At 58.5% G+C, this 21,562-nt stretch carries 22 protein-coding genes and 1 pseudogene; 13 read left to right on the plus strand and 10 right to left on the minus strand.

Going from position 1 to position 21,562, the window contains the following annotated elements:
- Positions 1 to 621: 621 nt before the first annotated feature.
- Positions 622 to 960, plus strand: coding sequence for a hypothetical protein (locus AC5ZG5_RS25680; protein WP_456644563.1), 339 nt, complete (start codon positions 622 to 624; stop codon positions 958 to 960).
- A complete protein-coding gene (locus AC5ZG5_RS25685; protein ID WP_456644564.1) occupies positions 957 to 1,220 on the plus strand; it encodes a hypothetical protein in 264 nt (87 codons plus the stop codon). Before AC5ZG5_RS25680 ends, AC5ZG5_RS25685 begins: the two co-directional genes overlap by 4 nt.
- Positions 1,221 to 1,243: 23 nt before the next feature.
- On the opposite strand, the gene AC5ZG5_RS25690 is transcribed toward AC5ZG5_RS25685, so the two are convergent.
- Both AC5ZG5_RS25690 and AC5ZG5_RS25695 read right to left on the minus strand, forming a co-directional pair.
- Complete coding sequence (locus tag AC5ZG5_RS25690) at positions 1,244 to 1,429, minus strand: hypothetical protein (RefSeq protein ID WP_456644565.1); 186 nt, start codon at positions 1,427 to 1,429, stop codon at positions 1,244 to 1,246.
- A 779-nt stretch (positions 1,430 to 2,208) separates the two neighbouring features.
- Positions 2,209 to 2,361: pseudogene (locus AC5ZG5_RS25695) on the minus strand (DUF3606 domain-containing protein); the annotation flags it as partial.
- Between the two features lie 416 nt (positions 2,362 to 2,777).
- On the opposite strand from AC5ZG5_RS25695, the gene ligD reads away from it, so the two are divergent.
- The 6 genes from ligD (at position 2,778) to AC5ZG5_RS25725 (ending at position 6,191) form a co-directional block, all read left to right on the plus strand.
- On the plus strand, positions 2,778 to 3,698 hold the full coding sequence (gene ligD, locus AC5ZG5_RS25700) for a non-homologous end-joining DNA ligase (protein WP_456644566.1): 921 nt from the start codon (positions 2,778 to 2,780) through the stop codon (positions 3,696 to 3,698).
- Between the two features lie 444 nt (positions 3,699 to 4,142).
- A complete protein-coding gene (locus tag AC5ZG5_RS25705; RefSeq protein ID WP_456644567.1) occupies positions 4,143 to 4,382 on the plus strand; it encodes a Lar family restriction alleviation protein in 240 nt (79 codons plus the stop codon).
- 550 nt (positions 4,383 to 4,932) lie between these two features.
- Positions 4,933 to 5,292 (plus strand): hypothetical protein, encoded by a 360-nt coding sequence (locus tag AC5ZG5_RS25710; RefSeq protein ID WP_456644568.1) that lies wholly within the window; start codon positions 4,933 to 4,935, stop codon positions 5,290 to 5,292.
- Between the two features lie 28 nt (positions 5,293 to 5,320).
- Positions 5,321 to 5,512, plus strand: coding sequence for a hypothetical protein (locus AC5ZG5_RS25715; RefSeq protein ID WP_456644569.1), 192 nt, complete (start codon positions 5,321 to 5,323; stop codon positions 5,510 to 5,512).
- Between the two features lie 21 nt (positions 5,513 to 5,533).
- Positions 5,534 to 5,905: a hypothetical protein gene (locus AC5ZG5_RS25720; RefSeq protein ID WP_456644570.1), complete on the plus strand. Its 372-nt coding sequence runs from the start codon at positions 5,534 to 5,536 to the stop codon at positions 5,903 to 5,905.
- A gap of 49 nt (positions 5,906 to 5,954) precedes the next feature.
- Positions 5,955 to 6,191, plus strand: a complete 237-nt coding sequence (locus AC5ZG5_RS25725) for a hypothetical protein (RefSeq protein ID WP_456644571.1) — start codon at positions 5,955 to 5,957, stop codon at positions 6,189 to 6,191.
- A gap of 288 nt (positions 6,192 to 6,479) precedes the next feature.
- On the opposite strand, the gene AC5ZG5_RS25730 is transcribed toward AC5ZG5_RS25725, so the two are convergent.
- Positions 6,480 to 6,677 (minus strand): hypothetical protein, encoded by a 198-nt coding sequence (locus AC5ZG5_RS25730; RefSeq protein ID WP_456644572.1) that lies wholly within the window; start codon positions 6,675 to 6,677, stop codon positions 6,480 to 6,482.
- Between the two features lie 60 nt (positions 6,678 to 6,737).
- Entirely contained in the window at positions 6,738 to 8,333 is a 1,596-nt protein-coding gene (locus AC5ZG5_RS25735) for a recombinase family protein (protein WP_456644573.1), read from the minus strand.
- Positions 8,334 to 9,526: 1,193 nt separating this feature from the next.
- Between AC5ZG5_RS25735 and AC5ZG5_RS25740 the strand changes: the two genes are divergently transcribed.
- Together AC5ZG5_RS25740 and AC5ZG5_RS25745 are read left to right on the plus strand one after the other, a co-directional pair.
- Entirely contained in the window at positions 9,527 to 9,823 is a 297-nt protein-coding gene (locus AC5ZG5_RS25740; RefSeq protein WP_456644574.1) for a hypothetical protein, read from the plus strand.
- 51 nt (positions 9,824 to 9,874) lie between these two features.
- Positions 9,875 to 10,225, plus strand: a complete 351-nt coding sequence (locus AC5ZG5_RS25745) for a low affinity iron permease family protein (RefSeq protein WP_456644575.1) — start codon at positions 9,875 to 9,877, stop codon at positions 10,223 to 10,225.
- 741 nt (positions 10,226 to 10,966) lie between these two features.
- Here the strand turns inward: AC5ZG5_RS25745 and AC5ZG5_RS25750 are convergent.
- The gene (locus AC5ZG5_RS25750) at positions 10,967 to 12,751 is read right to left on the minus strand and encodes an SIR2 family protein (RefSeq protein WP_456644576.1); all 1,785 of its coding nucleotides are present in this window, start codon (positions 12,749 to 12,751) and stop codon (positions 10,967 to 10,969) included.
- Positions 12,752 to 13,806: 1,055 nt separating this feature from the next.
- Between AC5ZG5_RS25750 and AC5ZG5_RS25755 the strand changes: the two genes are divergently transcribed.
- The gene (locus AC5ZG5_RS25755; protein WP_456644577.1) at positions 13,807 to 14,079 is read left to right on the plus strand and encodes a hypothetical protein; all 273 of its coding nucleotides are present in this window, start codon (positions 13,807 to 13,809) and stop codon (positions 14,077 to 14,079) included.
- Positions 14,080 to 14,228: 149 nt separating this feature from the next.
- Here the strand turns inward: AC5ZG5_RS25755 and AC5ZG5_RS25760 are convergent, their stop codons facing one another.
- The 4 genes from AC5ZG5_RS25760 to AC5ZG5_RS25775 form a co-directional block, all read right to left on the minus strand.
- A complete protein-coding gene (locus tag AC5ZG5_RS25760) occupies positions 14,229 to 14,561 on the minus strand; it encodes a hypothetical protein (protein WP_456644578.1) in 333 nt (110 codons plus the stop codon).
- A 132-nt stretch (positions 14,562 to 14,693) separates the two neighbouring features.
- Positions 14,694 to 15,158, minus strand: coding sequence for a hypothetical protein (locus tag AC5ZG5_RS25765; RefSeq protein ID WP_456644579.1), 465 nt, complete (start codon positions 15,156 to 15,158; stop codon positions 14,694 to 14,696).
- Positions 15,158 to 15,634 carry a hypothetical protein gene (locus AC5ZG5_RS25770; RefSeq protein ID WP_456644580.1) on the minus strand — a complete coding sequence of 159 codons (477 nt, stop codon included), beginning with the start codon at positions 15,632 to 15,634 and terminating at the stop codon, positions 15,158 to 15,160. Before AC5ZG5_RS25770 ends, AC5ZG5_RS25765 begins: the two co-directional genes overlap by 1 nt.
- Positions 15,635 to 15,645: 11 nt before the next feature.
- The gene (locus AC5ZG5_RS25775) at positions 15,646 to 16,515 is read right to left on the minus strand and encodes a glycoside hydrolase family 19 protein (protein ID WP_456644581.1); all 870 of its coding nucleotides are present in this window, start codon (positions 16,513 to 16,515) and stop codon (positions 15,646 to 15,648) included.
- Positions 16,516 to 16,736: 221 nt separating this feature from the next.
- Here AC5ZG5_RS25775 and AC5ZG5_RS25780 point away from each other — a divergent pair, with 221 nt between their 5' ends.
- Both AC5ZG5_RS25780 and AC5ZG5_RS25785 read left to right on the plus strand, forming a co-directional pair.
- Positions 16,737 to 18,278, plus strand: coding sequence for an MBOAT family O-acyltransferase (locus AC5ZG5_RS25780; protein WP_456644582.1), 1,542 nt, complete (start codon positions 16,737 to 16,739; stop codon positions 18,276 to 18,278).
- The gene (locus tag AC5ZG5_RS25785) at positions 18,253 to 19,329 is read left to right on the plus strand and encodes a hypothetical protein (protein ID WP_456644583.1); all 1,077 of its coding nucleotides are present in this window, start codon (positions 18,253 to 18,255) and stop codon (positions 19,327 to 19,329) included. The genes AC5ZG5_RS25780 and AC5ZG5_RS25785 overlap by 26 nt, the downstream gene beginning before the upstream one ends.
- Here the strand turns inward: AC5ZG5_RS25785 and AC5ZG5_RS25790 are convergent.
- A complete protein-coding gene (locus tag AC5ZG5_RS25790) occupies positions 19,319 to 21,523 on the minus strand; it encodes a glycosyl hydrolase family 28-related protein (RefSeq protein ID WP_456644584.1) in 2,205 nt (734 codons plus the stop codon). The two genes, AC5ZG5_RS25785 and AC5ZG5_RS25790, sit on opposite strands and share 11 nt — an antisense overlap.
- Positions 21,524 to 21,562: the final 39 nt, after the last annotated feature.

Below are 21,562 nucleotides of genomic sequence, written 5' to 3' on the forward strand. Positions count from 1 at the left end.
CCAAGGCTTCCTCCTAAAAGAAAGCCTTGAATCACGTTCCGTCTGATTTGAGAATCCCAAGAGTCCACACAGCCTAAGGCGTGTTTGTGCACCGACCGCCACCTCAGTCCTAAGCCAAGACTAGGGCGTTTTGGAGTCATGGCTGAAAGACCTCTCCGCACTTACAGCGGACCTTGGTGTCCATCCAATGTCCGCCCTCAGTATCTTCTGAAAAACCTTCGGGATAGCGCTCCACTCGGAAATCCAGACTGGACGGATTGTCGTTCTCAGACACGATGGCTATCCCCGCATTCTTGCAGGAGGGGCAAATTATTGAGATCGTGAAATGCTCGCGCGTTGCCATCCCGTCAATACCCGTTTTCCAGCCAGCAAACCTGCCACAATCAAACTGACCCACTACCCAGACTTGCGCTTGCCGGCGGAACGGTGATCCTGCTTGGCGCGCTGGTTTGGGCGATGGTGCAGTTGCGACTTTGACTCAAGCCCCGCGGTCCAGTCCGGACGCCTGAAGGGGTCGAGACCTGCGCCCGGACCTGGACACACCCAAGCTTCCGGAACGGGGCAACTGTAAAACTCGCCGCCAGTTCCTAAATCTACCGCAGCAAAGGCCGGTCACCCGCAATGTCATCTCCTGACGAACTGCCCCTCCGCCTCACCGTCATCGGTGGCGAGACCCGCGGGGGTGACTACCAGGTCATCTGGGGTGGTGACCTTCCGATCGGACGCATCTACAAAACGCACGGTGTTGGCGGTCGGGATATTTGGACCTGGGGCGTCATCCTTCCGAACGTGCCGCAATTCCCAGATCTCCGCGGCAGCAGCTCGGACCTCGAAGGCGCTAAGGCCAACTTCAAAGCGGCATGGCAGCGGGTGCATCGACGCCTGACCGAGGCGGACATTGCGGAAGCGCGGCGAATCTTGCACGACCGCAGCCGTCCTTGGCACAAGAAACCAGAATGAAATTCGTCGAACCCAGCCCCTACGCCGACCCGGAGAAAGCCGCTTGGCGGCTGATGGAGATCGCGAGCACGATCGAACCAGTTCAGGACGGCCGAATCCATATCGAGAAAATCAATTGGCCGTTTCTTTCTCAGGACGAAGCCAAGCCGGCCGAGTACGGCGCCGGCATCAAGTTCGCGATCGATCGCGGCTGGCTGTGGATGCACGAGAGCGGTACCTATGTGAAGATCACGCCGGCTGGCGCAGAGCTGTTCGCCTAGCGGGGGCGCCGACTGGGGCGTCCCTAGTTTTCGGTCCCGTTCTGTCGTTCGAGCGCTGCCAACTCTACCTGGTCCGCAAGGACCGTCAGATGGCTAGCTAGCCGGTCAAACACGTCGCGCTTGGCTTTGTCGGTTGCGAGGTCGCGTATCAGGGCGCATTCGGCTGCCTCTCTGCGGAGCTTCTCGATTTGTGCCAAATAGTCCTTCATCGCCGACGCCTACTTTGTGTTGGCAAGTTTCGGCACGGGAACAAGCAAAGTCAATTCAGAAAATACTGACCTTCTAGACCGCTTCTGGATGGCTCTGGATGGCACGACAGCGGCACTTACGTGAAGATCACGCCGGAAGGTGCACTGTTCGCTTGAGACTGCCGATGGGGCCGCGGATTACTCCTGCCTGCTCAGCTCGGCTATCTTTCGCCCTCGTTCCCATAGCTCTATGTCGTGGCCGTCCACCATCTGCTTGGCGCGCTGTTTCGGGGCGTCATCGTTAGGAGCCCGGAAATCGTACCGGTCCACAATGTGTCCGTCCGGACCCAGAATGAAAATGCGATACTCCTGCATGGGCATCTTCCTCCAGAATCGTCCTCCCGGCCGTAGGAACCTAGAACGCTTGCAAAAGTCAGAGTTGGAACGCAGCCGAAAAACCAGCTCTGGAACGATGGCTCAACCCTTCGTGTTCTTGCAGCGCTGACGCAATTTCGAGATGGTGACTTCAATAATGACGGCGGCTGACGCGGAGGAGTGTCGAAAGCAGGCCGAGGAATGCCGACGATGGGCTGAGAAGATGATCAGCCCTCTCGATAAGGAAGCTTGGCTTCGGCTAGCAGACGAGTGGATGAGGATGGCCCGGGAGGCGGAAGAGCGCCGCAGCTAGCGCCCGGAGCGCAAGAGACGAGGCCCGGCGCGCCTAGGAGACCGAGCCTCGTAACCCGAAGGTCATGCGAAGAACAAACGTGGCGTAAGCTGATTTGTTCGCCTTCGTTAGATCACCTTCGCACGAGCCGCTCTTCGACCGGCTTGCGACTGTTCCTAACCTTCTTGACTGCCTTCTTCACCGCCGGCGCGGATCGACCAGTCTTTTTGGGTTCGTAATCGATCTCATAGCGCTGCCCGCCGGCAACCCGCGCGCGGTCCTGTTTAGGGCGTTTGCTTTATACGCTTTCGCCATTCTGGCCTCCAATGTTGTCATGACGCAAACATAGGACGGGTTCGCTGGTTCCCAGATCGGAAGTTCGACCGATCCTGCAGGGGGCCCAAAGAAAGCAGCCCGGCCAGGGGTGGGACCGAGCTGCCGTTCACGCCACTGCACCACACACGTCAGGGGACCGTGTGTGCCTCCACATAACTCGGCTCCGAAAGCGTCCGTTCCTAGCGTGCCGTGGAAGAAAAAGTCCCAGTTCTCTCGGGGGAAGAGAACTGGGACCAAGGGTGCCGCCTCTGAATGGGACGGTAATGCCACGGGGAAACAACCTACGAGGCTGTCGACAGGTTGCAAACTTCGGAACGAATTGTTTTGCTCCACTTTGAATGGTGAGTGGCGTCGGAGTTCCGTGCGGTGGCGTTCCAGAGTAAGAAGCCGGCTGCGCTCGGCACCAAGGCTCCCCACCCCGGCTTCATCGATCCTGCGCTGGCCACCGAGATCGAGCGGGTACCGACCGGCGCCAGATGGATTCACGAGATCAAATTCGACGGCTATCGCGCCCAGCCCCATATCGCCAATGAGGCCGTCAAGATCTTTACCCGGCGCGGCCACGACTGGACGCATCGGTTCCGCAAGATCGCCGACGACGCCTGGCACATCCCCGCCAGCAGCGCGATCATCGATGGTGAAGTGGTCGCGCCCGCCGCGGACGGCATCACGGATTTTTCGGTGCTACAGAACGAGCTGAAGGGCCGCTCGAAAAAGATCGTCCTTATCGTCTTTGACCTGCTCTACCTCAATGGCCACGACTTGCGGAAGCTGCCGCTCTCCACACGAAAGGCGGCTCTGAAGAAACTTGTCGCCGGGACCGACGTCCAGTTCAGCGAGAGCTTCGAGGTCGACGGCCGTGCGATGTTCGAGCACACCTGCAAGGTCGGCTATGAAGGCGTCGTGTCGAAGGTCGCCAATAGCCCCTATGTTTCGGGCCGCCGTCGCAATTGGGTGAAGAAGCCGTGCGCGCAGCGAGAGACCCTGACCATCGCCGGCTTCGCCCTGGACAACGGAGAATGGGACGGCATCTATCTTGGCCGGCGCAAGGGCGATGACCTGATCTATGCCGGCAAGGTCGACCACGGCTTTGACAAGGCATCGGCAGCCGACCTGCAAAAGCGCCTGAGGCCGCTGATCCGCAAGTCGCAGCCCTACACAAAGCGGATCGCACACAAGGGCATCTGGGTCGAGCCAAAACTGTTGGCCGAGATCGAGTACCGCGCAAAGTCAGCGGAGGGCAAGGTGCGGCATCCCTTTTTCAAGGGAGTGCGGGAGGACCTCTGAGATGAAATGGTGTGCGCGCTGTCATAACTGCCGCTGGGTTTGCGAGAACCATCCGACAAAGCCGTGGCTCGGTCGCCTCGCCTGCGGCTGCGGAGGGGCCGGTGCACCCTGCCCATCCTGCAATGCCAGATACGACGACGCTAGCCCGCCGGAGATGCCGGAGGGCTACGAGGCCGTCATAACGAAGGATGATGAACTGGATTGAAGATATCCATACGTACTCACTACGAAACTGTCGTCGACGCAGCCGCTCGACGCGGGCTTGGTGAATACACAGCGCCTGAGCAGGCACGCGATGCGGCAGCGACGATCTATCGGCTGCATCGCTGCTGGATAATCAAGAGGTTCAGGCGGCGCTGAAGCGTACCGAGCTTCGCAAAACGTTCGAGCTGGTCAGTGTCGAGACCTGACGAGCAGCGGGCAAACCCGACAGGAGGCCTGCCCATGAGCCAAACGACCCGCGCCGCTTCCACCGGCCGCTCCTCCACCGATTTAACACACCAGTCGTCCGCGCCAGCCGCTCCGCTTCCCTGCCCGTTCTGCGGCAGCGCTGAGATTTGGGTCAATAGCGATCTCGTGCCGAAGTACGTCGTCTGCAAGAAGTGCACGGCATTTGGTCCGACGGCAATGACGGTCACTCAGGCGACCGAGCGCTGGAACAGGCGCGTCGCTGCGGCGGGTTGATCCCGACTGCGTCCGGCGACCCGTGCACCGCGCGCAGATGTCCTGCTCAGCGGCCTCCGCTAATTGACGCAGAGGTCCGGCCGCAAGCTTCACCGGCGACTTAAGGAGAGAGGCCGACCGCCTGGCTCCCCGGCCTAACTGCCGGCGCCATCGAGCTACATTGACAGCTGGATCCTCTGGTTGTCGCTCCCGGAGGCGAAGCCGAGCGGCGCAGAATCGGTCGGGGAAACGACCCCAGATATCACTTCTGGGGCCGCCAACCCGATAGCAGGGTTTTCCTCCGGCCGGGGGTGCTTTGAGGGAGCCGAGACGCGGCCGAAAGCGCGAATTAGACCATCGCCAACAGGTTTCGTTCCTAGAACCAGTCCACACTCCCACTTTGAGGAGGTAGAGATTTGGCCGGAGCTGTTCCGAGCCGCCTGCGAAATGAGCCTCGAGGACCTGGCTCCAAGCACAGGGAACGTCCCTACCGCGCCGGCCGTTGTGATCACTGGATCAAGGTGAAGAACCGGACGCATCCGAGCTTTGAGCGCGTGAAGGATTCGTTCTCATGACCAGGGACGCATACGAGCAATTTTGGGAATGGGCGAGCAAGCCTCCGGAGAGCGACCTTTCTATTCCGGCTTCGATCTATAACGCCGTCATGCAGCTTTCCGCCGAGGACCAACAAGACCGTAGAAAGGTCAACGCCGCTGTAAGACGAAGTAGATGGCAAGCAATCTGCCGTGGCCGGAATGAGGATATCTACGACGGCGCAGAGTGGACCGAGATGGACATTGACGATCTGAAGGCATCGCTCACGAACGGCAGCACGATAGAAGAGGCGGCGGCGTTCCTGTGCCGCTCCGGCGACGTTGAGGAAGTCGAGCGCAAGGCCCGCGAATTGGGTCTCCCGATCCGAATGATGTAATGAAGCGCCGCCCACAGAGGCTAAGCAAATGGCAGAAAGAAACGTCTGGATTTACGAAGGACGCGACACCTTCAAAATGTTTGATAGCGAAGATGAGGCGCAATCATGGCTCAAGAAAAACGATCCGGAGGGCATCGTCGTCGAGCAGCAGATAAGCGAGCTGCGACCCGCCGGGTCGGCTGATCTATATGGCGCGCCGAAAGCGGACGAAGAGTCCTGACAACAGTAAGAGGACGCTGTGATGAAATGGTGCGCCGGCTGCGATAATAGCCGCTGGGTCTGCGAAAACCATCCAGACCAGCCCTGGCTTGGCGTGCACGCCTGCACCTGTGGCGGCGCCGGCATGCCATGCCCGTTCTGCAATAAGCGCGATGAAGACACCGCGCCCGACCTGCCCAAAGAGTTCGCACCGACCACAACAAGGGACGACGCTGACGAATGCGCCTGGTCGGAGCCCGAGCCGGCGACGAGCTTCCGTACCATCAACGGCATTCCGATCTTCTGGCGCGGCCATCGCGGCGTCGTGCGTGCCTGCGAAGGCGCCGACATCCATGCCGACGTGAGATTGTTCTGGACGCTTTGCGGCAAGGACGCACCGGCCGACGCGATCTAGTGTCGAAAGGACGAGGCCGTCACTTGCGCTGCCTGCCGCGAGCTGCGCGATGCCTGACGATTACGTCATCTTCGGCGAACCCGGCTTCTGGGTCGCCCAGTTACTCGCCTGCTCAACCATTATTATCGGTGGCATCGTGATCTATCGCATTTTGACCCAAGGCGGACTTGGGTGGCAACGGCGCGGAAGAACGCTCGCAGTTTTCAAAAACACGCACGCGGACATTTATCCGCTCGCACGGGCGTTTTACGCCGCGCATTCTGGTGTGTCCGGTAATGGGAATTGAGGTCGGTCATGAGGTTTGCCGGGTCCTCGGCTTGAAAAATTGTGGTCCCGCTGGTACTAAGACACTGTTTATTCTAAATTTTTAATAGTATCGTGGAAGTAGTGTTTATGAGTGGTTGTAATGAGATCTCAACCGAGGCCCTGGCTAAGCGGGTCGAGGTTATGATGCACCGTATGGTCCAACTCTATATTCTTCGCAAAATGGTCCGTGAAGCTGAGGCAACCCTGCTTGCGCAACGATACCGCCGGGCCTCAGGCTGCGACGGTACCGCTCGCCGTGCCTGCGTTCTCAGGTCGGCTTGAGCATCCGCACGATAGCGGTCTCTTCCTCGGACTGATGCGAGTCTTGGCCGCCGTCAGCGGGTTCTAATTGCGGGCGGCGCCAAAGCCGATCGCCGGGGGCGCAGTACGCCAGGAAAGCGACAACAATAGCGTTGAAGCCAAGCCAGCCCGCTATGACTGCAAAATAGAGTGCAGCATTATCCATTCGGACCACCTACGAAGCCGTCCATCGGCTTCTCGCTCATGGTGATCCGAAATAACTTAATCAGTAATTAAGCACTCTTGTACGGGCGTGTCGGATGCTTTGCACCTGACTGACCACGGTGTCTACCGCCTGTTGAGCGGATAAAAACTGATGGTTGCGGTATTGAGAGCAGCCTTTCTCGCTGAAGCAGATTTTCCGCCGCGCGACCTTTTCAGTCGGTAGCAAGAAATAGTCCAGCGGTGTCCTGTTCGTTTCGTCCAGCCGAATGGCGAGAATGAACCCGTCAGGCAAGCGAGCGCCATGCCGAACGGTCCAAATCGGCTTTCTGCCCTTCGCACGCCAGTAGCGCGCGACGCGGAAGGAGATGGCAGTCTCTTCGTTTACCACTAGCGTCTCGTGCTCCTTCAAGGTTGATCTGCAATTCGCCCTCTCGAGCGCATCGACAACCTGAGTTCGCAAATCGGCGATCATCGCAGCACACGCTTCGCGTGTTTCCAGATAGCTACAATCGATAGTAGCTTCATAGCCGATAAGTCTGTAGGCTGCCCGTATGCTCCCAAACCGCAATTGGTAGTTCGCTGCAGAAGGCAGGCCTGGGGCATCATCAATAATCCGTCTGGTGAGTTTTCCTTGCCTCTTTAGCAGCAACCGCAACCGCTTCAGCATTTCCTCGCTGGACAGCCTGTTGTAATGATCATGTAACCTTTGTTGGGCTCGCCAGAAGAGGGCCGGCTCCACGATTTGAGGAAGGACACCTTCGCTCCTGATCCATCGCTCGGGGGGATTTAGCTTTTGAGGCTGGCCAAGGTGAAAGGTTTTTCGGTTATAAACGACGTTTCCGATATAGCTTTCGTTCTGCAGCAAGTAATGGATGGCCGACGTGGTCCACGGCCTTCCATCTAATGTGAGTACGCCATCCTTGTTCAGTTGCCGAACGATCTCAACCTGAGACCATTTTGCTATTGCGAACCGCCTGAAGATTTTCCGAACGATCTCTTGCTCATGTTCGGGCCCCGGTCTGAGAATAACGTGATCGGTTTGCAGGTACTTGCGCTCACCGGGTTGCAAGAAGCCCCGCGAGCGCCCGTTCTCATCAACAAGCTCCCGTCGCAACCCGTAGCCTGGCCTTCCACCCGCTCGAAAACCTAATCGCGATAGTCGACAGGCGCCATCGAGAACCTTTGCTGATAGTTCGCGGCTGTACTCCGCGGCCATCACCCGCTTCAGGTTCTTTATGATACTCGACAGTAGGCTCCCATCGTTGTCGAACTGCTCCGCGCAATAGACGACCTTGATGCCAGCTTGCTTGCAGAGGAACTCGTAGTGTGCGCTTTCGTCAATGTCCTGAAAGCGTCCCCATCGGCTGACGTCGTAGACCAGGAGATGATCGAAGTCGGCCTGTCCTGACCGAACATCCTCCATCAGGCTCGCCAATCCGGCTCTGTTCGTAATCTTTAAACCGCTCTCTCCTTCGTCGGCGTAGGTGCGGACGATAGTTAGGCTGTGCGCATGCGCATAGGCTGCGATGGCAGCAGCTTGGTTTTGAATGGAACAGCTCTGTTTGTCCGTTGACATACGGACATACTGAGCTGCAAGTAGGCGTCTTTGAGCATTCGCCAAATGGGTATTGCGGCGGGGGACGAGTGCATTGATCATAGACGAGACTCGCGGTTGCGCGGCGTGCTATGGCTCGCACTTATCCAACTCCCATCGACCTGAAGTTGCAATAGCAGATTCCCCTTGGATCGCGGTAGCAAGCTGACGCTTCAGCCTGATCGGGGGGGCTGCCGATTGCCTATTGAACGAGTTGACGACGTCGTAGGGCTCGATCTCTTCCATCTAAACGCGATCGGTGGCTTCGAATATCGATCCACGCTCGACCAGGTCGCGCAACCCGGGACTCTGAAACAAAAAAGCCCGGCCACTCCTTTTTGGAGCAGCCGGGCCAGTGTTTTCCTGCAGGTAACCGCGGGGAGATTCGCGGGTTCGACCTCACCGCTGACGAGCAGCGGTTCTTACGGCGCGGGCATGGGCCGAATTCCTACGTTGGGAGCTTTATCTCCCGAACAGCGCTGGCTCGGGATTCCGACTACCAGCGAATCCCGCCGCGAGCAGTCATTCCGCTGGCGAAGCGGTGAAACAGCAACCGCGGCCCAATGGCGCACTTTCTACAGTGGACGAGCGGCGTCAAGTGTACCTGACACAGCGCCGCATGTGGAACGGGTCCCGCTCCGCGCGGATACATTTCAGTTGGAAGGCGCGCCATGAGAATAGCGTGCCTTCCATCTTACACCCTGATAGATCAAAGTCAGAAAGTTGGCTAATGTCCGTTGTCAACGCGATCTCACCTTGCAATCTCTATCGGGATCGTAACCGCGGCTACGGGCCTTAATCCGAGCGATATCTTCAGCGTTGCCCATGTCACTACCGCCGACGAACGTGTCCTCGTCGCACACAAGGATCGTCACGCTATCGCAATGTGCAAGGTTGCCCCTGCAGGCGGCATAGGCTGGGCTAGCTATGTTGACCGAAAGTATGGAGATAGTTGCCAGTCCAAGTATGGACGTAGTTGCCAGTCCAGAGGCAATTGCTAGACCTCTCAGCATGTTCCTCTCCTGTGGTTTCGGAGCCAAATAGAGCGGGATGCTCCCATTTGGCTGTCACGGAAGCTACACTCATCAGAAATCACGGTCTGTGGCACGCTTCACATCGAATGGAAGCAGCCCAAATGGATCATAAGTCTGAGCGCGTGAAGGAGTCGTTCTCATGATCCAGTTTTGCGCGAACTGTGACAACACTCGCTGGGTCTGCGAGAACCATAGAAATACGCCATGGGAAGGACCGCGCGCATGCCCATGCGGCGGAGCCGGAGCGCCCTGCCCGGTCTGCAACCGGGCTCCCCACCGGAGATGCCTGACGACTTCGAGGCGGATGTCTCGGTTGATGATCCAGAAGTCATGGCCGAGCGCTCGACAATCCCCCGCGGCAAATACGTCGATCAGAGCTTCCGCGATCCATCGAACGATAAAGCCGAGCATTTCATCAAATGCGAGATCTGCGGCGGCTGGATCGATATGCGAGACATGGGCAGCGTGATGGACCACGCCGGGCCGCTACCGCATCCGGAAGAGGATAAGCCGCAGTAGGCCGATTAGCGCAACTTGGAACCTCTATCTATTACAGACGTTGCTCGCGTTATGTTTTCCGAGAGCGTCCGCACCTGTCTGACAAACTTAGGAGTGCTCACTGCACGTCCAATAGCTTTTGCGATCTTCGGCTTGTACGTTATCGCCTGGATTACGTTCGGGACCGCCTTGGAATGGCACTCGATAGCCACGCTCGCCACCTGGGGCATGACCCTGGTAATCCAACGGGCCGAGCACCGCGACACACAAGCTATTCACGCGAAGCTTGATGAACTCCTCAAGGCTAGCCACCGGGCCAACAACGAGATCATGAGTATCGACGACAAGGACGCGGAAGAAGTCGAGCAGGAAAGAGAGAACGTGCGATCCGGTGGGCCGCCTCAGCACAGATTCTCCGGCTAAAAGGAACGAGGCCCGCAGGGAGCGATTCCACGGGCCTCGCGTGCAACCTCCCGAGTGCGGCCGGGTGGGTCGTCGTGCGTGATGCTGCCCGTTTGGGTGATCATTCGCTATCCGGTTGAGTACGGGGCAGTCGGTGCGGCGCAGAATGGACCACCCCAGAAAACAAACGAGGCCACAAAGGGACGAACCCTCTGGGCCTCGGTTCGTTCATCCTTGCCGGGGGCTGGGGGCAGCGATGGTGCAGGGATGACCGAATACGATCAACTCTGCTGTGCAGACCGCTCCTCCGCAAGCAATACCTCTCACAGCGAGAGAGTTCCTTGTGGATGGTAGCATTCTACTAAAATGCAAATTCCTCATAGTTATGATCCGAGTCCGGGCCGTCCGTTGTGATCACTGGAGTTAAGGTCAAGAACCGGAGGCATCCGAGCTTTGAGAGGGTAATGGATTCGTTCTCATGAAGCGCAGAATTCCCCGCGGAAAATACCTTAGCGAGCGAGTTGGAGGGCCGCCCGAGAACGAAAGCGAATATTTCCTCAAGTGCGAGGCGTGCGGCGGATGGATCGACCTGCGAGACTTGGGAAGCGTGATCGACCACGAGGACCGCTTTCGCATCCGGTAGAGGATAGCCGCAGTAAAGCTCACGAGAAGCAGCGGATCCGCGATTGGCATCAATATATCCCGATGTCCGGCGTTTACCTGATTTACTCGGTCTTGCTCGAAGCGCTATGTGCGGAGCAGTCACGACAATCGCATCCGCCCGGCAATGCGCCCTAAGTTCTCGATGAAAAGATCAATGAACTCGAGATCGTTCTTCGCAAATCCGGCTTGAACCAATGCCGTCTTCATAGGCTCTGATTGCAGCTCCGGTACGAGCTTCGCTGCGTTGCTTTCATCCCACCCGATTCTGCCAACGGGCATGAACGCCCAGCTATTGTGTGGCGGGCCTGCGAGCTCCTGCCGGACCTGTTCCTTGTCGTATCGTTCGAGATGAGCCAATGAGCCGAGCATTTCAAACCGCTCGAACACCAGCGCGAAGTCGGGTGTCAGCCCGATGAAACGCTTGCTCCATTCGCCAAACAGCGTGAGGAGGTAGTCGCTGAGCGCGGTCTTGTGCCGTTCGAAACCTTCTATCTGTTTCCATGCCTCTCCTTCTGTGCCCTTCCATGCCCACAGGAAGAGGCATTCCACGGCACGAACCGGCTGCCTGTTGTCGCGCTCAATGACTGCATCAAACAGCCGGTGAAGCGCTCCCCACCGCTCCGCTCGGGTTAGACCGAGGCCGCAGGCCGTTAACACCAGTACGGCCGGATATGATCGCATCCCAAGATATGAGACGAGGCCGCTGCCAACCTTGTCCGCATGGGCATAGAGAGTGCGGATAGTATCCAGTACAATGGCAAGCTCGGTATCGTCGCCCCACCTGCCGACGACGCCTGCCATGCAAACGAGCGCCTCAACCGCTGACTCGTACCGCTTCACGTAGAGGCGGAAGGTCGCCGTATCCCAATTCGGCGGCACCCTAAGCTCTGGGCTGTCAAGCCTTGCAAGAACACTCTGCAGTTCTTGCGAGAACAGTTCGTCTAGTTGAATTCGATGTTCAGGTTTTGAAAGAAAGCGTTTCGCGCTGCTGACAAGCAGCTCGATGCCGACGGGATTTTGACGCTGGCTCTGCTCGAGTGTGTCGACACGCTGTTGAAGCCCCCGGAAAAAGCCGTCAGCATCGGCTATCGGAATCACACGGGCACGACGGTGACCGATCAGTTCCTGCGCGCCGCTCCCTGGTGTGCCGTGCGCCGTCCAAAACATGGAGTAGCGGCGGTTTGGCGCACGGAGAAAAGCTGCCCGGAGGGCATGATCCCATTCGCCCGACCAGCCGGAGACGATAAGGCCGTGCTCGTCTAGAATACGATCGAGAAGTACATCGTATTCCGCGGGGTAGCCGCTAAGCTCGTCCTCCGTATTGAGGATACGCGCGTCTTTGTAGTCGCCATGGAGCTTGAGGATGTAACAGGTGCTGTGCGCGATTGGCTCTGCGCCGGAAAGCGCATCAACCGAGGAAACGACTGTCGGCTCGATGCCGCGCTCGCGCAGCGCGTTCTCCATCAGTCGATCAAAATTGGTCGTGATGATAACTCGGACATATCCACTCCGCACGAGATCAGCGATGGCATTGTGTGCGGCAGTCGGAATTTTGCGGCCTCCTTCCCGGTCTTCTTCAGTCGGCTCGATGTAGCTATGCAGGATCGAGCGCCGCTCCTCAGGTGATGAGGCCAGATCTTCCAAAAGCGTAGAATAGTTCGGCTCATCACCCGTTTTTTCTCGATACCAAGCCGCCCAATCTGGCTGTTCTTGCACGCCTTGGGCGAGCGCTACTCGCCGGACCAGATCGAGAGTGATTTCCCATCCTGTCGGAATCTCTGCGGCGCGCGACACGCCCGACCCTAGAAGCACGGCAAAGACGCCTTTGTTTTCGTAGACAGAGAAAGCAAGCTGCGTCAGGGGATCTCCGGAAAGAATGCTCATGCAAAATTACCTATGGTCAGAGCTCGGCAGATAGTCCTGCCGCGAAGCGTTTCGAAGTGCCACATACATAAGAGACCGCGCCCTATGGTCTGATGCTGCTCGCCCAGGAAAAGGTGAATCGCCGAGCGGAAATCTAAGCTGTTCAGAATACGCGGGAACAGACGGCGCACATTTTCCGAGCGCGCTTATCCACGAGGAAATCGGCCGCCGGGCACTTTTCACAGCGCAAAAACAAAAGGCCGCGGTATCCAAGCATGGATGACGCGGCCAAGTCTTGGGAGGTTGAACAGGCCCAAAGGGCCGACCTACTGCCGGTTTAGGAATGCCGGCAGTTCAGGAAGGCCATGACGGCCTAGTGTCAGCCCGCTCGACCGACAGTCGTGGGAGCGCCTCGCCGAGGAATGGCGAAAGCTGGCTGATGCGGTTACCAAACGAGAGGAAGGCCGATAGGCCTGCGGCCAAGACGGGCGCTCCCCTCGCCCGTGCCGTGAGCATGCCTAGCGAGAAGAGCTAATGCCAGACGCCTAGCGCGTCGGCAACGATCAGCCTCGAGTCCCGTTTCAGCGGTCAGCTTGGAACCGGGTTCCTGGGCTCAGGCCGGTCCGATCAGGTGGTCGCCGCCCGAGACGTCCTTCCAGTTCAGATCTCAAGATCACCACCTGCCGAAGGCGGGCTGATAGATCCTCGGCAGTACGACTCAATTGCACCTCCTGCTGAAGACGGGCTGACAGATTCTCGGTTGTACGAAGCAGCAGAATGACACGATCGCCTTCTCTCATAGCGTCACCAGCCAATGTCTAGTGGCAGCAGCAGAAAGTAAGCAGAACAGCCGCAGATTGTTCCGGCGGCGCCGGCGCGCGGCAGGTGCTCGGCCTGATACTGTGCATTTATTTCCCGGGCATCAGCCTCTGGCTGCCAAGACTGGCCGGCTTCATCGAATAAGCTGCGCGGCTGCGCCGCATCCCTTGTCCTGAAAATATGGCGTTGAACCAGGAAACCTTCGCGAACCGGCGCGTTCGTATTCGTACAAAGTGACGCTACGACGGGGAGGACCTATGCGAACCATAATCGTTGCGATGCTTGTCGCGAGCGGAACCATGATCGCCCTGCCGGCGCTGGCGCAGCAGCAGACGGCCCCCAACCCGCAGATGCAAGAGGAGGCGGACAAGGGTGCCAAGACCCGACAGTCCGGCGAGTCAGGCTATGTGGGCGAGCAGGAAAAGCCGGGCGCTTCCCCCCATGCTCCCGGGAAGACTGACACTGCTCCACCGACAACGGGCTCAGCCACGGGCACCTCGACAGGGGGCAGCGGTGAAAAGCCGCGCTGAGTGGATTCGACCTGGCGGCGCTGGCGCGTGTGGCGCTGCGAGCTAACGCCGGCAAGGGGTGATTTCAGGTAAGCGTGCGGTAGTATCAGCAGAACCATCAGCGACAGTACCACGACGAGCACCGAGAAGTTGGCGCGCCTCTGAGGCATTTAGCGGCTGTACTCACCCTCGAGATTGCCGCGGCGTGTCGTGATGTAGCCCTCTCCGCGCCGCAGTCCTTCGATTGTTTCGAGCATAGCGGTATTGCTCTTTTCGAGCGCCAACTGCCGCTCATCAATGACGGCGATCTTCTTGTCTGTCTCGGAAATCGACTTCAAGGTTTCGCTCAGGATCTTGAGCGTGTCCTCGATCGCGCCAACCCGATATTCGAGCATGTTGAGGCGTCCTCCAAACTTGTACCACCCTCCAATGATGCCCCCGACGAAAAGTAGCAGACCAACAACACCAGGGATGCTGATCGTCGTATCGAACGTGAAGCTCATTCCCATTGTCCCCTAGCGTTCCAGAGCTCGTTAACGATCTATCGCTAGGATCATCCCCAGCCTGTTACGGGTTCGCGCCCGTTGCGGGTTAGGCTCGGCCTGCCGTTGGCGCGGACGGGTCGAGCCGCCATTTCACTTGATGAGCGCCTTGAGCTTGTCCGGCGATAACGCGCCGGGCCCGTTCCGGAGAACGAGAGGCCCCAGGCCCAAGAGAGCGCCGACGAGCAGATAGGCCCACTCCACGGTCGTTCCGGAGGATGGATAGCGCGCCGTCAGTCCCATGAAGACGATGAACGGGATCACAAACTGGTGCCACACCAGCACGAAAAGCTGCGAGAGCGTGGCGATTGCCCACACCCGCTGCAGTAGCGGCGAGGTCTTGGCCGCGTCCATGAAGCTGGCGTATGTCTTGGCCAGCACGTCGGCATGCGCCTTCTCGATTTCGCCGAAGGTCTCAACCAGCGCCGTCAGGAGCTGAGCGCGAAGCTGCGCCTGTGTGATCTGCTTATTGAAGTATGCCTGGAAGACGCCCGTGATCTTGCCGAGCAGGCTATCGATGATCTGGCCGCCGAGCGCGGAAGCAATGGCTGACAGCATCACGCCACCTTCGCCTCTTCCACCGCCGCAACGGCCTCCTCCTTCGCCGCGTCAGCCTGCGCGATGGCCGCCTTCACCGCCGGCGGCGCCGTGGTCTCGGGCACGGCCACGAGTTCGACCGGCTTCGTGGTCCTCTTCCGCAACCACTCGACCATCATGCCGACCAAACTGATCGCCAGCGGGACGCAGTTGATCAACAGGGTAACGATGGCCTGGTATTGATCGGGGACCAGCGGCATGAGCGGGGTCAGGTTGATGTCGCCGACCTGCGTCAGGAACGTCAGCACGATGCCGAGAGCCGACAGCAGCCGCGCGAAGAGGATCGTCTCCGACTTCTTGAACAGCGCGATCTCGATCGGCTCGATCCAGTCGAAGAAGCCCTTCGCCCATGGCTGCCGTTTCAACCAGGCGCGGCCCTCGATCGCATAGAGAAGGATCAGCGCCGAGAGGATGGCGAGGACAATCAGGATGTTCATGGTGATGCCTTTCAGGCCGCCGCCGGCCGGTTGATGGATTTGCTGATGAGGAAGCCGGCCACGCCAAGGGCCACGACGATGAAGCCGATCACGAGCCACTGCGCGGGGCCCCAGCCCTGGTGCACACCGGTGGCAACTGTGGCGGCGATCACCGCGCCGGCGCCGCCCTTGACGACATCGCCCTTCGTCACCGGTGGCTTTTTCGGATCGGGAATCGTCGGCGCGATCGAATTGACGGTTTCGAGTCGCGCGATGACCGGGTCATTCCCGGCCATCAGATGCTGGCGATCGGCGAGCCCGTTGGTCCCTCCGTTCCACGCCTTGACGCAGCCGACGAAGTCGCCCGCATCGGCGAAGCGGTTGAGGTTCTTCCAGATCCAGAATGCCGTGCAGACTTCCGGCTGCAGCTCGAGCTTGGTCGCGACCGCTGGATCCTCGACCGCCGGCAGCCCGGTCAGCCGCTCCAAGTTCGCGTAGCCGTCCCTGCCCGTCCACTGCGGGCCACCGCGGCCGATGTAGGTCGAGCCGTCCGACGTCCCCGGCCGGTTGCCCATCCGGCTGCCGTAGATGTCGTCAAAGGCCTTCTTCTGCCAACCAGGCGCCGTGCCGTACTTGGCCTGCACGGCCGCCGGGCCTGAGAAGCGGTTCGGCCAGACCTCGGCCATTCGGGCGGCGGTATAGTTGATGTTCTCGGTCAGGTTCGGGATGGTGAACCCGCCGCACTCATGCTCGATGTTCGCGAAGAAGTAAGCCAGCCGTGCGCGCGTGGCGTTGATCCCCGCCTTAGTCAGCAGATCCTGCTTCGCGACAAACGCATCGATGACGGCCTGCGGCGCCCGCGGGAAAATCTGCCGCAGCGCTTCCTTCGTCAGCTTGATCATAGGCACGGCTCCGTATTTGCCCGGGAATGGCGCATTGAGGTCGGTCAAGGGGTTGCTTGAGGTTTGACGTTTGGCGGTAAAAAGAAACCGGTGCGGTTAAAGTTGTGGCATCCGAGCAACGCTCAGGCACAACTTCGGGGGCGCGTGGGCAATGTCACTTTCGTTCCGTAACCCTTAGTTGTAACGGACCTGCCGTAGGCTAAAGGGGCGCGGCGCGGCAGATGCAGTTCAACAGCCTCACGTTCATCTTCGTCTTTTTGCCAATCGTGCTCGCTGGCTACTTGGTCCTGCGTCGAACGCGATGGGCCAACCCATTCATGCTGCTCGCGAGCCTGTACTTTTATGGCTCCAGCGCCTGGTGGTATCTCGCCCCTTTCTTCGTGACTGCCCTTCTCGATTTTTTCATCGGGCAGTTGATCGAAGAAAGCCAAGATGATCGCTATCGCAAGCGCCTTCTGATCGTTAGCGTGGTCGCGAACCTCGGTTTGTTATCTGTGTTCAAATACACCGGGTGGCTTTCCTCGGATCTCTCGGCCGCGCTTGCCCATTTCGGCATTGCCGCTCCGGTGATCGCGCTTTCGCTGCCGCCAGCGATCTCGTTCTATACGTTCCAGTCGATGAGCTACACGATCGACATCTATCGTCGTGAGTTCAAGCCATATCGGAACGTGGTCGACTATCTGTCGTTCGTGTCGTTCTTTCCCCACCTCGTCGCCGGCCCGATCATGCGGGCGCGCGATCTGTTGCCGCAACTTGCCGTCATCAGGCCTCTGCCATCGGCCGCAGTCGTCAGCGGCGCGCTGTTCATGATCCTATTCGGCCTGTTCCAAAAGACTGTTCTTGCTGACAATTTCGGCGGCATCGTCGAGAGCATCCAAGGAATGCTCGCGACCAAAGCGCCGCTTGCGCCCGGCATGGGCCTGATCTTCGCCTATGCGTTTGCGTTCCAGATCTACTGCGATTTCGCCGCCTACTCGACGATCGCCCGCGGCGTCGCCCGCCTGTTCGGCGTCGAACTGATGCGCAACTTCCTGACGCCCTACTTCGCAACTAATCCGTCTGAATTCTGGACCCGCTGGCACATCTCGCTTTCGACATGGCTGCGCGACTATCTCTACATCCCGCTCGGCGGAAACCGGGGCGGCCAGTTCGCCACGCTGCGCAATCTGATGATCACGATGCTCCTCGGCGGCTTGTGGCACGGCGCGGGCGCCTTGTTCATCGTCTGGGGCGCCTACCATGGTCTCTTGCTTGTGATCTACCGCCTCATTCCGATCGATGAATTCCTGATCAAGCGGTTCGGTCGCTTCGGGAAAGCCGCGTCGATCGTGCTGTTTTTCCATCTGGTCTGCCTCGGATGGATCTTCTTCCGCACGACGCCAGAGCAGTTCCTTCCCGTCATGCAGTCGATAGCAGCGCTTCCAGGAGCAGTCGTCAGCATCTTGCACGACTACGCCGGCTATTGGCAGGAAGCGTGGACTCAGCCGCAATGGATGCATGCTGCTGCCCTCACTTTTTTCGGCACCATCAACGGCTTCGTTGTCAAGAACTGGGTTTTCGTCGTCTACGCTTGGGGCCTTCTTCTCTTCATGGTGCCGGTGTGGGTGTCCGACTATCTCGGGTGGCGGAACAAGGTCGAATTCCCCGATCTGTTCGCTGTTATGGCGTGGCCTCTGCGCAGCGCCGTCATCCTCGCGCTGCTCTATGGAATCGTCTTCTTCGCCCGCAGGGAAGCCAATGAGTTCATCTATTTTGCCTTTTAGGGGTTGGATCGCTGCTGCAATCGCGTTCCTCGCAATTGAGCTCTCGATCTCCATCATCGCTCATCCGAGCATATTCGATCGAACCAATTTCCTGCAGTTCTCGTTTGTCAAAGACGAGACCCCACAGAGGCTATTCGTGTGGGAGAAGATCAAAGCGTTCGCCGATTCGAATCCAACGATTGTCCAAGCAGGAGACAGCTCCGGCTTTTATGGGATCGAGCCCAACGCCGTCATGAAGCATTTGCCGGCTGGCGTCAGCTATCTCAACATGAGCTGCTGCGCCAATCTCGGTTTTCGCGGGTATTACAACATCCTCGAATTGATGGCCGAGCGAAATCCGTCCATCAAATACATGGTCCTGCACTTCACTCCCTATACCATGCCCCGGCCGGAGATGTGGGACTCTGACGGCGCTGCACTCTGGGGGATTCCAGACGTGAAGGTCTTTGGTGGCGCGGTCTACGAGGAGTTCCTAAGCGCCTGGCGTGTTTTCCATATCCCCTCGCTGGCATACCGCCGGCAAGTCACCGACTATGCATACTATGCCGGAGGGCGCTTCAACGACCCCAAACGCCCACTGCTGAACAATGTCAACTATATCGAATTCCACCGAACGTTCCGCGAAACGCACGGCTGGATGCCTGAATCAGACGCGCGCAGGACTGTATCCAGCTCCGAATGTGACATCCCAACACCGGAGTTCTTCAGCTTCAGCGACATGGACTACAGGACATACCTCAAAGATGTACTCGATAGCTACGCGGCGTTGGCGCGCAAGCATAGGGCAACGCTGGTTATCGTCTTTCAGCCAGTCGCTTGCACGCTTGGAACGGGAAGAGGTAGCGAAAAAGCTAGAGCAGTCATTGATCAGTTCAAGCACGACAATCCCGACGTGGAAATTCCATTCCCATTGATCGAGACGTGGCAGGCCGACATCTTCACGTCTGAGCCGGCGCATGTTCGCCGTGAGCACACAGACATGCTGGCCGACCGGCTAGGGCCAGCAATGGCTGAGATTATCAGACGTCGAGATAATCAGGCTAAAAATTAGCTGTCACAGACTTGTTTCCGCCTGACCCGCCATCGCTAACGCCAGTCGTCGCACCATGAACTCGATTCTGGGATATGATGTAAAAATCGCTTGTACCAGCGGCAACGGAGATACCTGTCGTATTGTTGCCGAAAACTGATGACCCGCCTACGTTGTTTCCAGTGATAACAAAATCCCTCACGCCGGCTTGAATGTTGATACCAGCCGCCAATCCAAGGAACTCATTTCCTTGGATAAGAAGGCTCCCAACCGTGTGCGAGGCAAATAGACCACTGGCGAAGCCGGCCGTGACTCTATTGCCTCGGACAATCATCTCTCCGGTAATGCTGCTGCCGATAACTATACCAGAACGAAAACCGTTGTTGCCGACGCAGGCCTGTATCTCACACCCCTCAATCCAAACACCTCTGCCAGCGCTGATATTGATGCCATGAAGTGTCACACCACCAACGGTGCAATCATGAAAACGAATCACATCGGGTGGGGTCGTCCCAAGACCGTTCGTGACCCGGGCCCCATACACATAGGATCCGGTAAAATCGCAATCCTTGAATGTGATGTACGTGCTAGCCGAATCGACCTGGACTCCGGCGCCGTCGGAGTTGCCGGCGATATACCATATAACGGTGCCATCTGTGATAGCGGTGCCGTACCAGGCTCCCGTGACGGTCGGTCCCGATGCTCCGCTAGTTCCAGCCTGACCACACTGGAGTAGAAGCCCATTGTATGTAGTGTAGTCCTTTAGCGCATACGCGGTAGAGTTTTGCCGACCCGCCGATGTTTTATCGTTAGCTGCAGAAGGCACCGCAACAGGCCAGTCTTGATTGAATAGGCACCTGTCGAAGACGTAAGCTCCAGCTCCCTGCGTATAGACGGAGTTTCCGCTCCATGCGAGGCGCATTACGCAGTCACTGATCAAAACGTCAGTTGAGCCAGCGCTGCCCCGGAAGCAGTATCCTCCACCGACCATATCTAGATCGCTTATGGTGCACTGTACTGCGCCGGCCCCCATCGTTATGAGCGCACCGCTCGCCGAGGGCACCACTTGATGAAATATGGAAAGGTTCTCCACGGCGCAGCGCGCGGCACTTATCGTGATGACGTTGCCGATTGATGCATTCGAACTCCTGATACTGCAATGCCTCTTTCCGACACCCTCAAGGCGGACGAGCGGCGCGCTAACTACAAGACCGGTATTTATTAAATACCCACCGGCTGGGAAGAGAACCGTACCGCCCAGATTGGTCTGGCATAGATCGATTGCTGCCTGAATGGCAGCGGAATCGTTTGTCGCATTATCGCCCTTAGATCCAAACCATTTTACGTTATACACGCCGTCGGTTCTCACACGCACCCAGGCGCCGGCTGTTGCCGCGATTCCGTCGGCCTTGATATGGATTCCTTCCTTAGTGTCGGCCGCGACTTGCGCAGAGAAATCGCCAGACTTGAAGACGAACAATCCCTCTCGACCGGCTTCGCGCATTAACGCTGTCTTGGTGTTGGTCGTATTCAGCGCCTTCAACGCGACGCGATCCGCAGCAGCCGAGATCGCCACCGAAGCGGCCGCAGCAATAGCTGCGTCGCGTGCGGCCACCGCGTCCGCCAGGATGGCATCGCCATCCACCGCGGCTGCGATCAAGAGACGGAAGTCGCCATCGGGCCTGATCATCACCACCGGATTGCCGGCGATCAGGGAGCCAGAGGCCAGGGACGAATTGAACGCGTTCTTGATGGCGACGGGCGTGCCACCGTTCACCGAAATCGTGGTGGCGCCGGTGTTGCTCGATGTCGGCGTCATCAGGTACAGCTTGCGCCCGGGTTGCACTGGATCAACTGCCGCGCTTGCCTGGATCGCGTTCGCCGTGCCGCCGATCACCGTTAGATTGACGATGCTATCGGGCAGGTCTCCGACGCGGGTCCACGAACCCGAGCCCGATCCGCCGGACTTCTGGTAAATACCGTTGTTAGCCGGCGTCGTATCGGCGTAAACCATTGCCAGCGTGTTCGCAGGATGCGCCAGGTCGGCATTGAGCAGCGCGAGCGTGGCGTACCCCAGACCGAGCTGCGCGAGCATCGACTCAAGCATGATCGCCCAAGGGCGAATCTCGCGCTTGTCTGGCCGGTTCGGACCGCTCGCAGGAACGCCGTCGAACTCATAGTCGCGCCAAATCTCAGCCGCGGTCTTGATGGCCATGGTTCTTCACTTCCGGTCTTGATGAAAAGAAAACGAGAT

The organism is Bradyrhizobium sp. Ses1 (assembly GCF_059512365.1).

Bases quoted from the DNA above. Each gene is read 5' to 3' on its own strand.
- AC5ZG5_RS25730 (WP_456644572.1), bottom strand. From the start codon at position 6,677: ATGGATAATGCTGCACTCTATTTTGCAGTCATAGCGGGCTGGCTTGGC.
- AC5ZG5_RS25765 (WP_456644579.1), bottom strand. From the start codon at position 15,158: ATGCTGTCAGCCATTGCTTCCGCGCTCGGCGGCCAGATCATCGATAGC.
- AC5ZG5_RS25715 (WP_456644569.1), top strand. From the start codon at position 5,321: ATGGCAGAAAGAAACGTCTGGATTTACGAAGGACGCGACACCTTCAAA.
- AC5ZG5_RS25680 (WP_456644563.1), top strand. From the start codon at position 622: ATGTCATCTCCTGACGAACTGCCCCTCCGCCTCACCGTCATCGGTGGC.
- AC5ZG5_RS25790 (WP_456644584.1), bottom strand. From the start codon at position 21,523: ATGGCCATCAAGACCGCGGCTGAGATTTGGCGCGACTATGAGTTCGAC.
- AC5ZG5_RS25785 (WP_456644583.1), top strand. From the start codon at position 18,253: ATGAGTTCATCTATTTTGCCTTTTAGGGGTTGGATCGCTGCTGCAATC.
- AC5ZG5_RS25740 (WP_456644574.1), top strand. From the start codon at position 9,527: ATGCCCATGCGGCGGAGCCGGAGCGCCCTGCCCGGTCTGCAACCGGGC.
- AC5ZG5_RS25750 (WP_456644576.1), bottom strand. From the start codon at position 12,751: ATGAGCATTCTTTCCGGAGATCCCCTGACGCAGCTTGCTTTCTCTGTC.
- AC5ZG5_RS25735 (WP_456644573.1), bottom strand. From the start codon at position 8,333: ATGATCAATGCACTCGTCCCCCGCCGCAATACCCATTTGGCGAATGCT.
- AC5ZG5_RS25710 (WP_456644568.1), top strand. From the start codon at position 4,933: ATGACCAGGGACGCATACGAGCAATTTTGGGAATGGGCGAGCAAGCCT.
- AC5ZG5_RS25755 (WP_456644577.1), top strand. From the start codon at position 13,807: ATGCGAACCATAATCGTTGCGATGCTTGTCGCGAGCGGAACCATGATC.
- AC5ZG5_RS25745 (WP_456644575.1), top strand. From the start codon at position 9,875: ATGTTTTCCGAGAGCGTCCGCACCTGTCTGACAAACTTAGGAGTGCTC.
- AC5ZG5_RS25720 (WP_456644570.1), top strand. From the start codon at position 5,534: ATGAAATGGTGCGCCGGCTGCGATAATAGCCGCTGGGTCTGCGAAAAC.
- AC5ZG5_RS25705 (WP_456644567.1), top strand. From the start codon at position 4,143: ATGAGCCAAACGACCCGCGCCGCTTCCACCGGCCGCTCCTCCACCGAT.
- AC5ZG5_RS25780 (WP_456644582.1), top strand. From the start codon at position 16,737: ATGCAGTTCAACAGCCTCACGTTCATCTTCGTCTTTTTGCCAATCGTG.
- AC5ZG5_RS25690 (WP_456644565.1), bottom strand. From the start codon at position 1,429: ATGAAGGACTATTTGGCACAAATCGAGAAGCTCCGCAGAGAGGCAGCC.
- AC5ZG5_RS25725 (WP_456644571.1), top strand. From the start codon at position 5,955: ATGCCTGACGATTACGTCATCTTCGGCGAACCCGGCTTCTGGGTCGCC.
- AC5ZG5_RS25775 (WP_456644581.1), bottom strand. From the start codon at position 16,515: ATGATCAAGCTGACGAAGGAAGCGCTGCGGCAGATTTTCCCGCGGGCG.
- AC5ZG5_RS25685 (WP_456644564.1), top strand. From the start codon at position 957: ATGAAATTCGTCGAACCCAGCCCCTACGCCGACCCGGAGAAAGCCGCT.
- AC5ZG5_RS25760 (WP_456644578.1), bottom strand. From the start codon at position 14,561: ATGAGCTTCACGTTCGATACGACGATCAGCATCCCTGGTGTTGTTGGT.
- AC5ZG5_RS25770 (WP_456644580.1), bottom strand. From the start codon at position 15,634: ATGAACATCCTGATTGTCCTCGCCATCCTCTCGGCGCTGATCCTTCTC.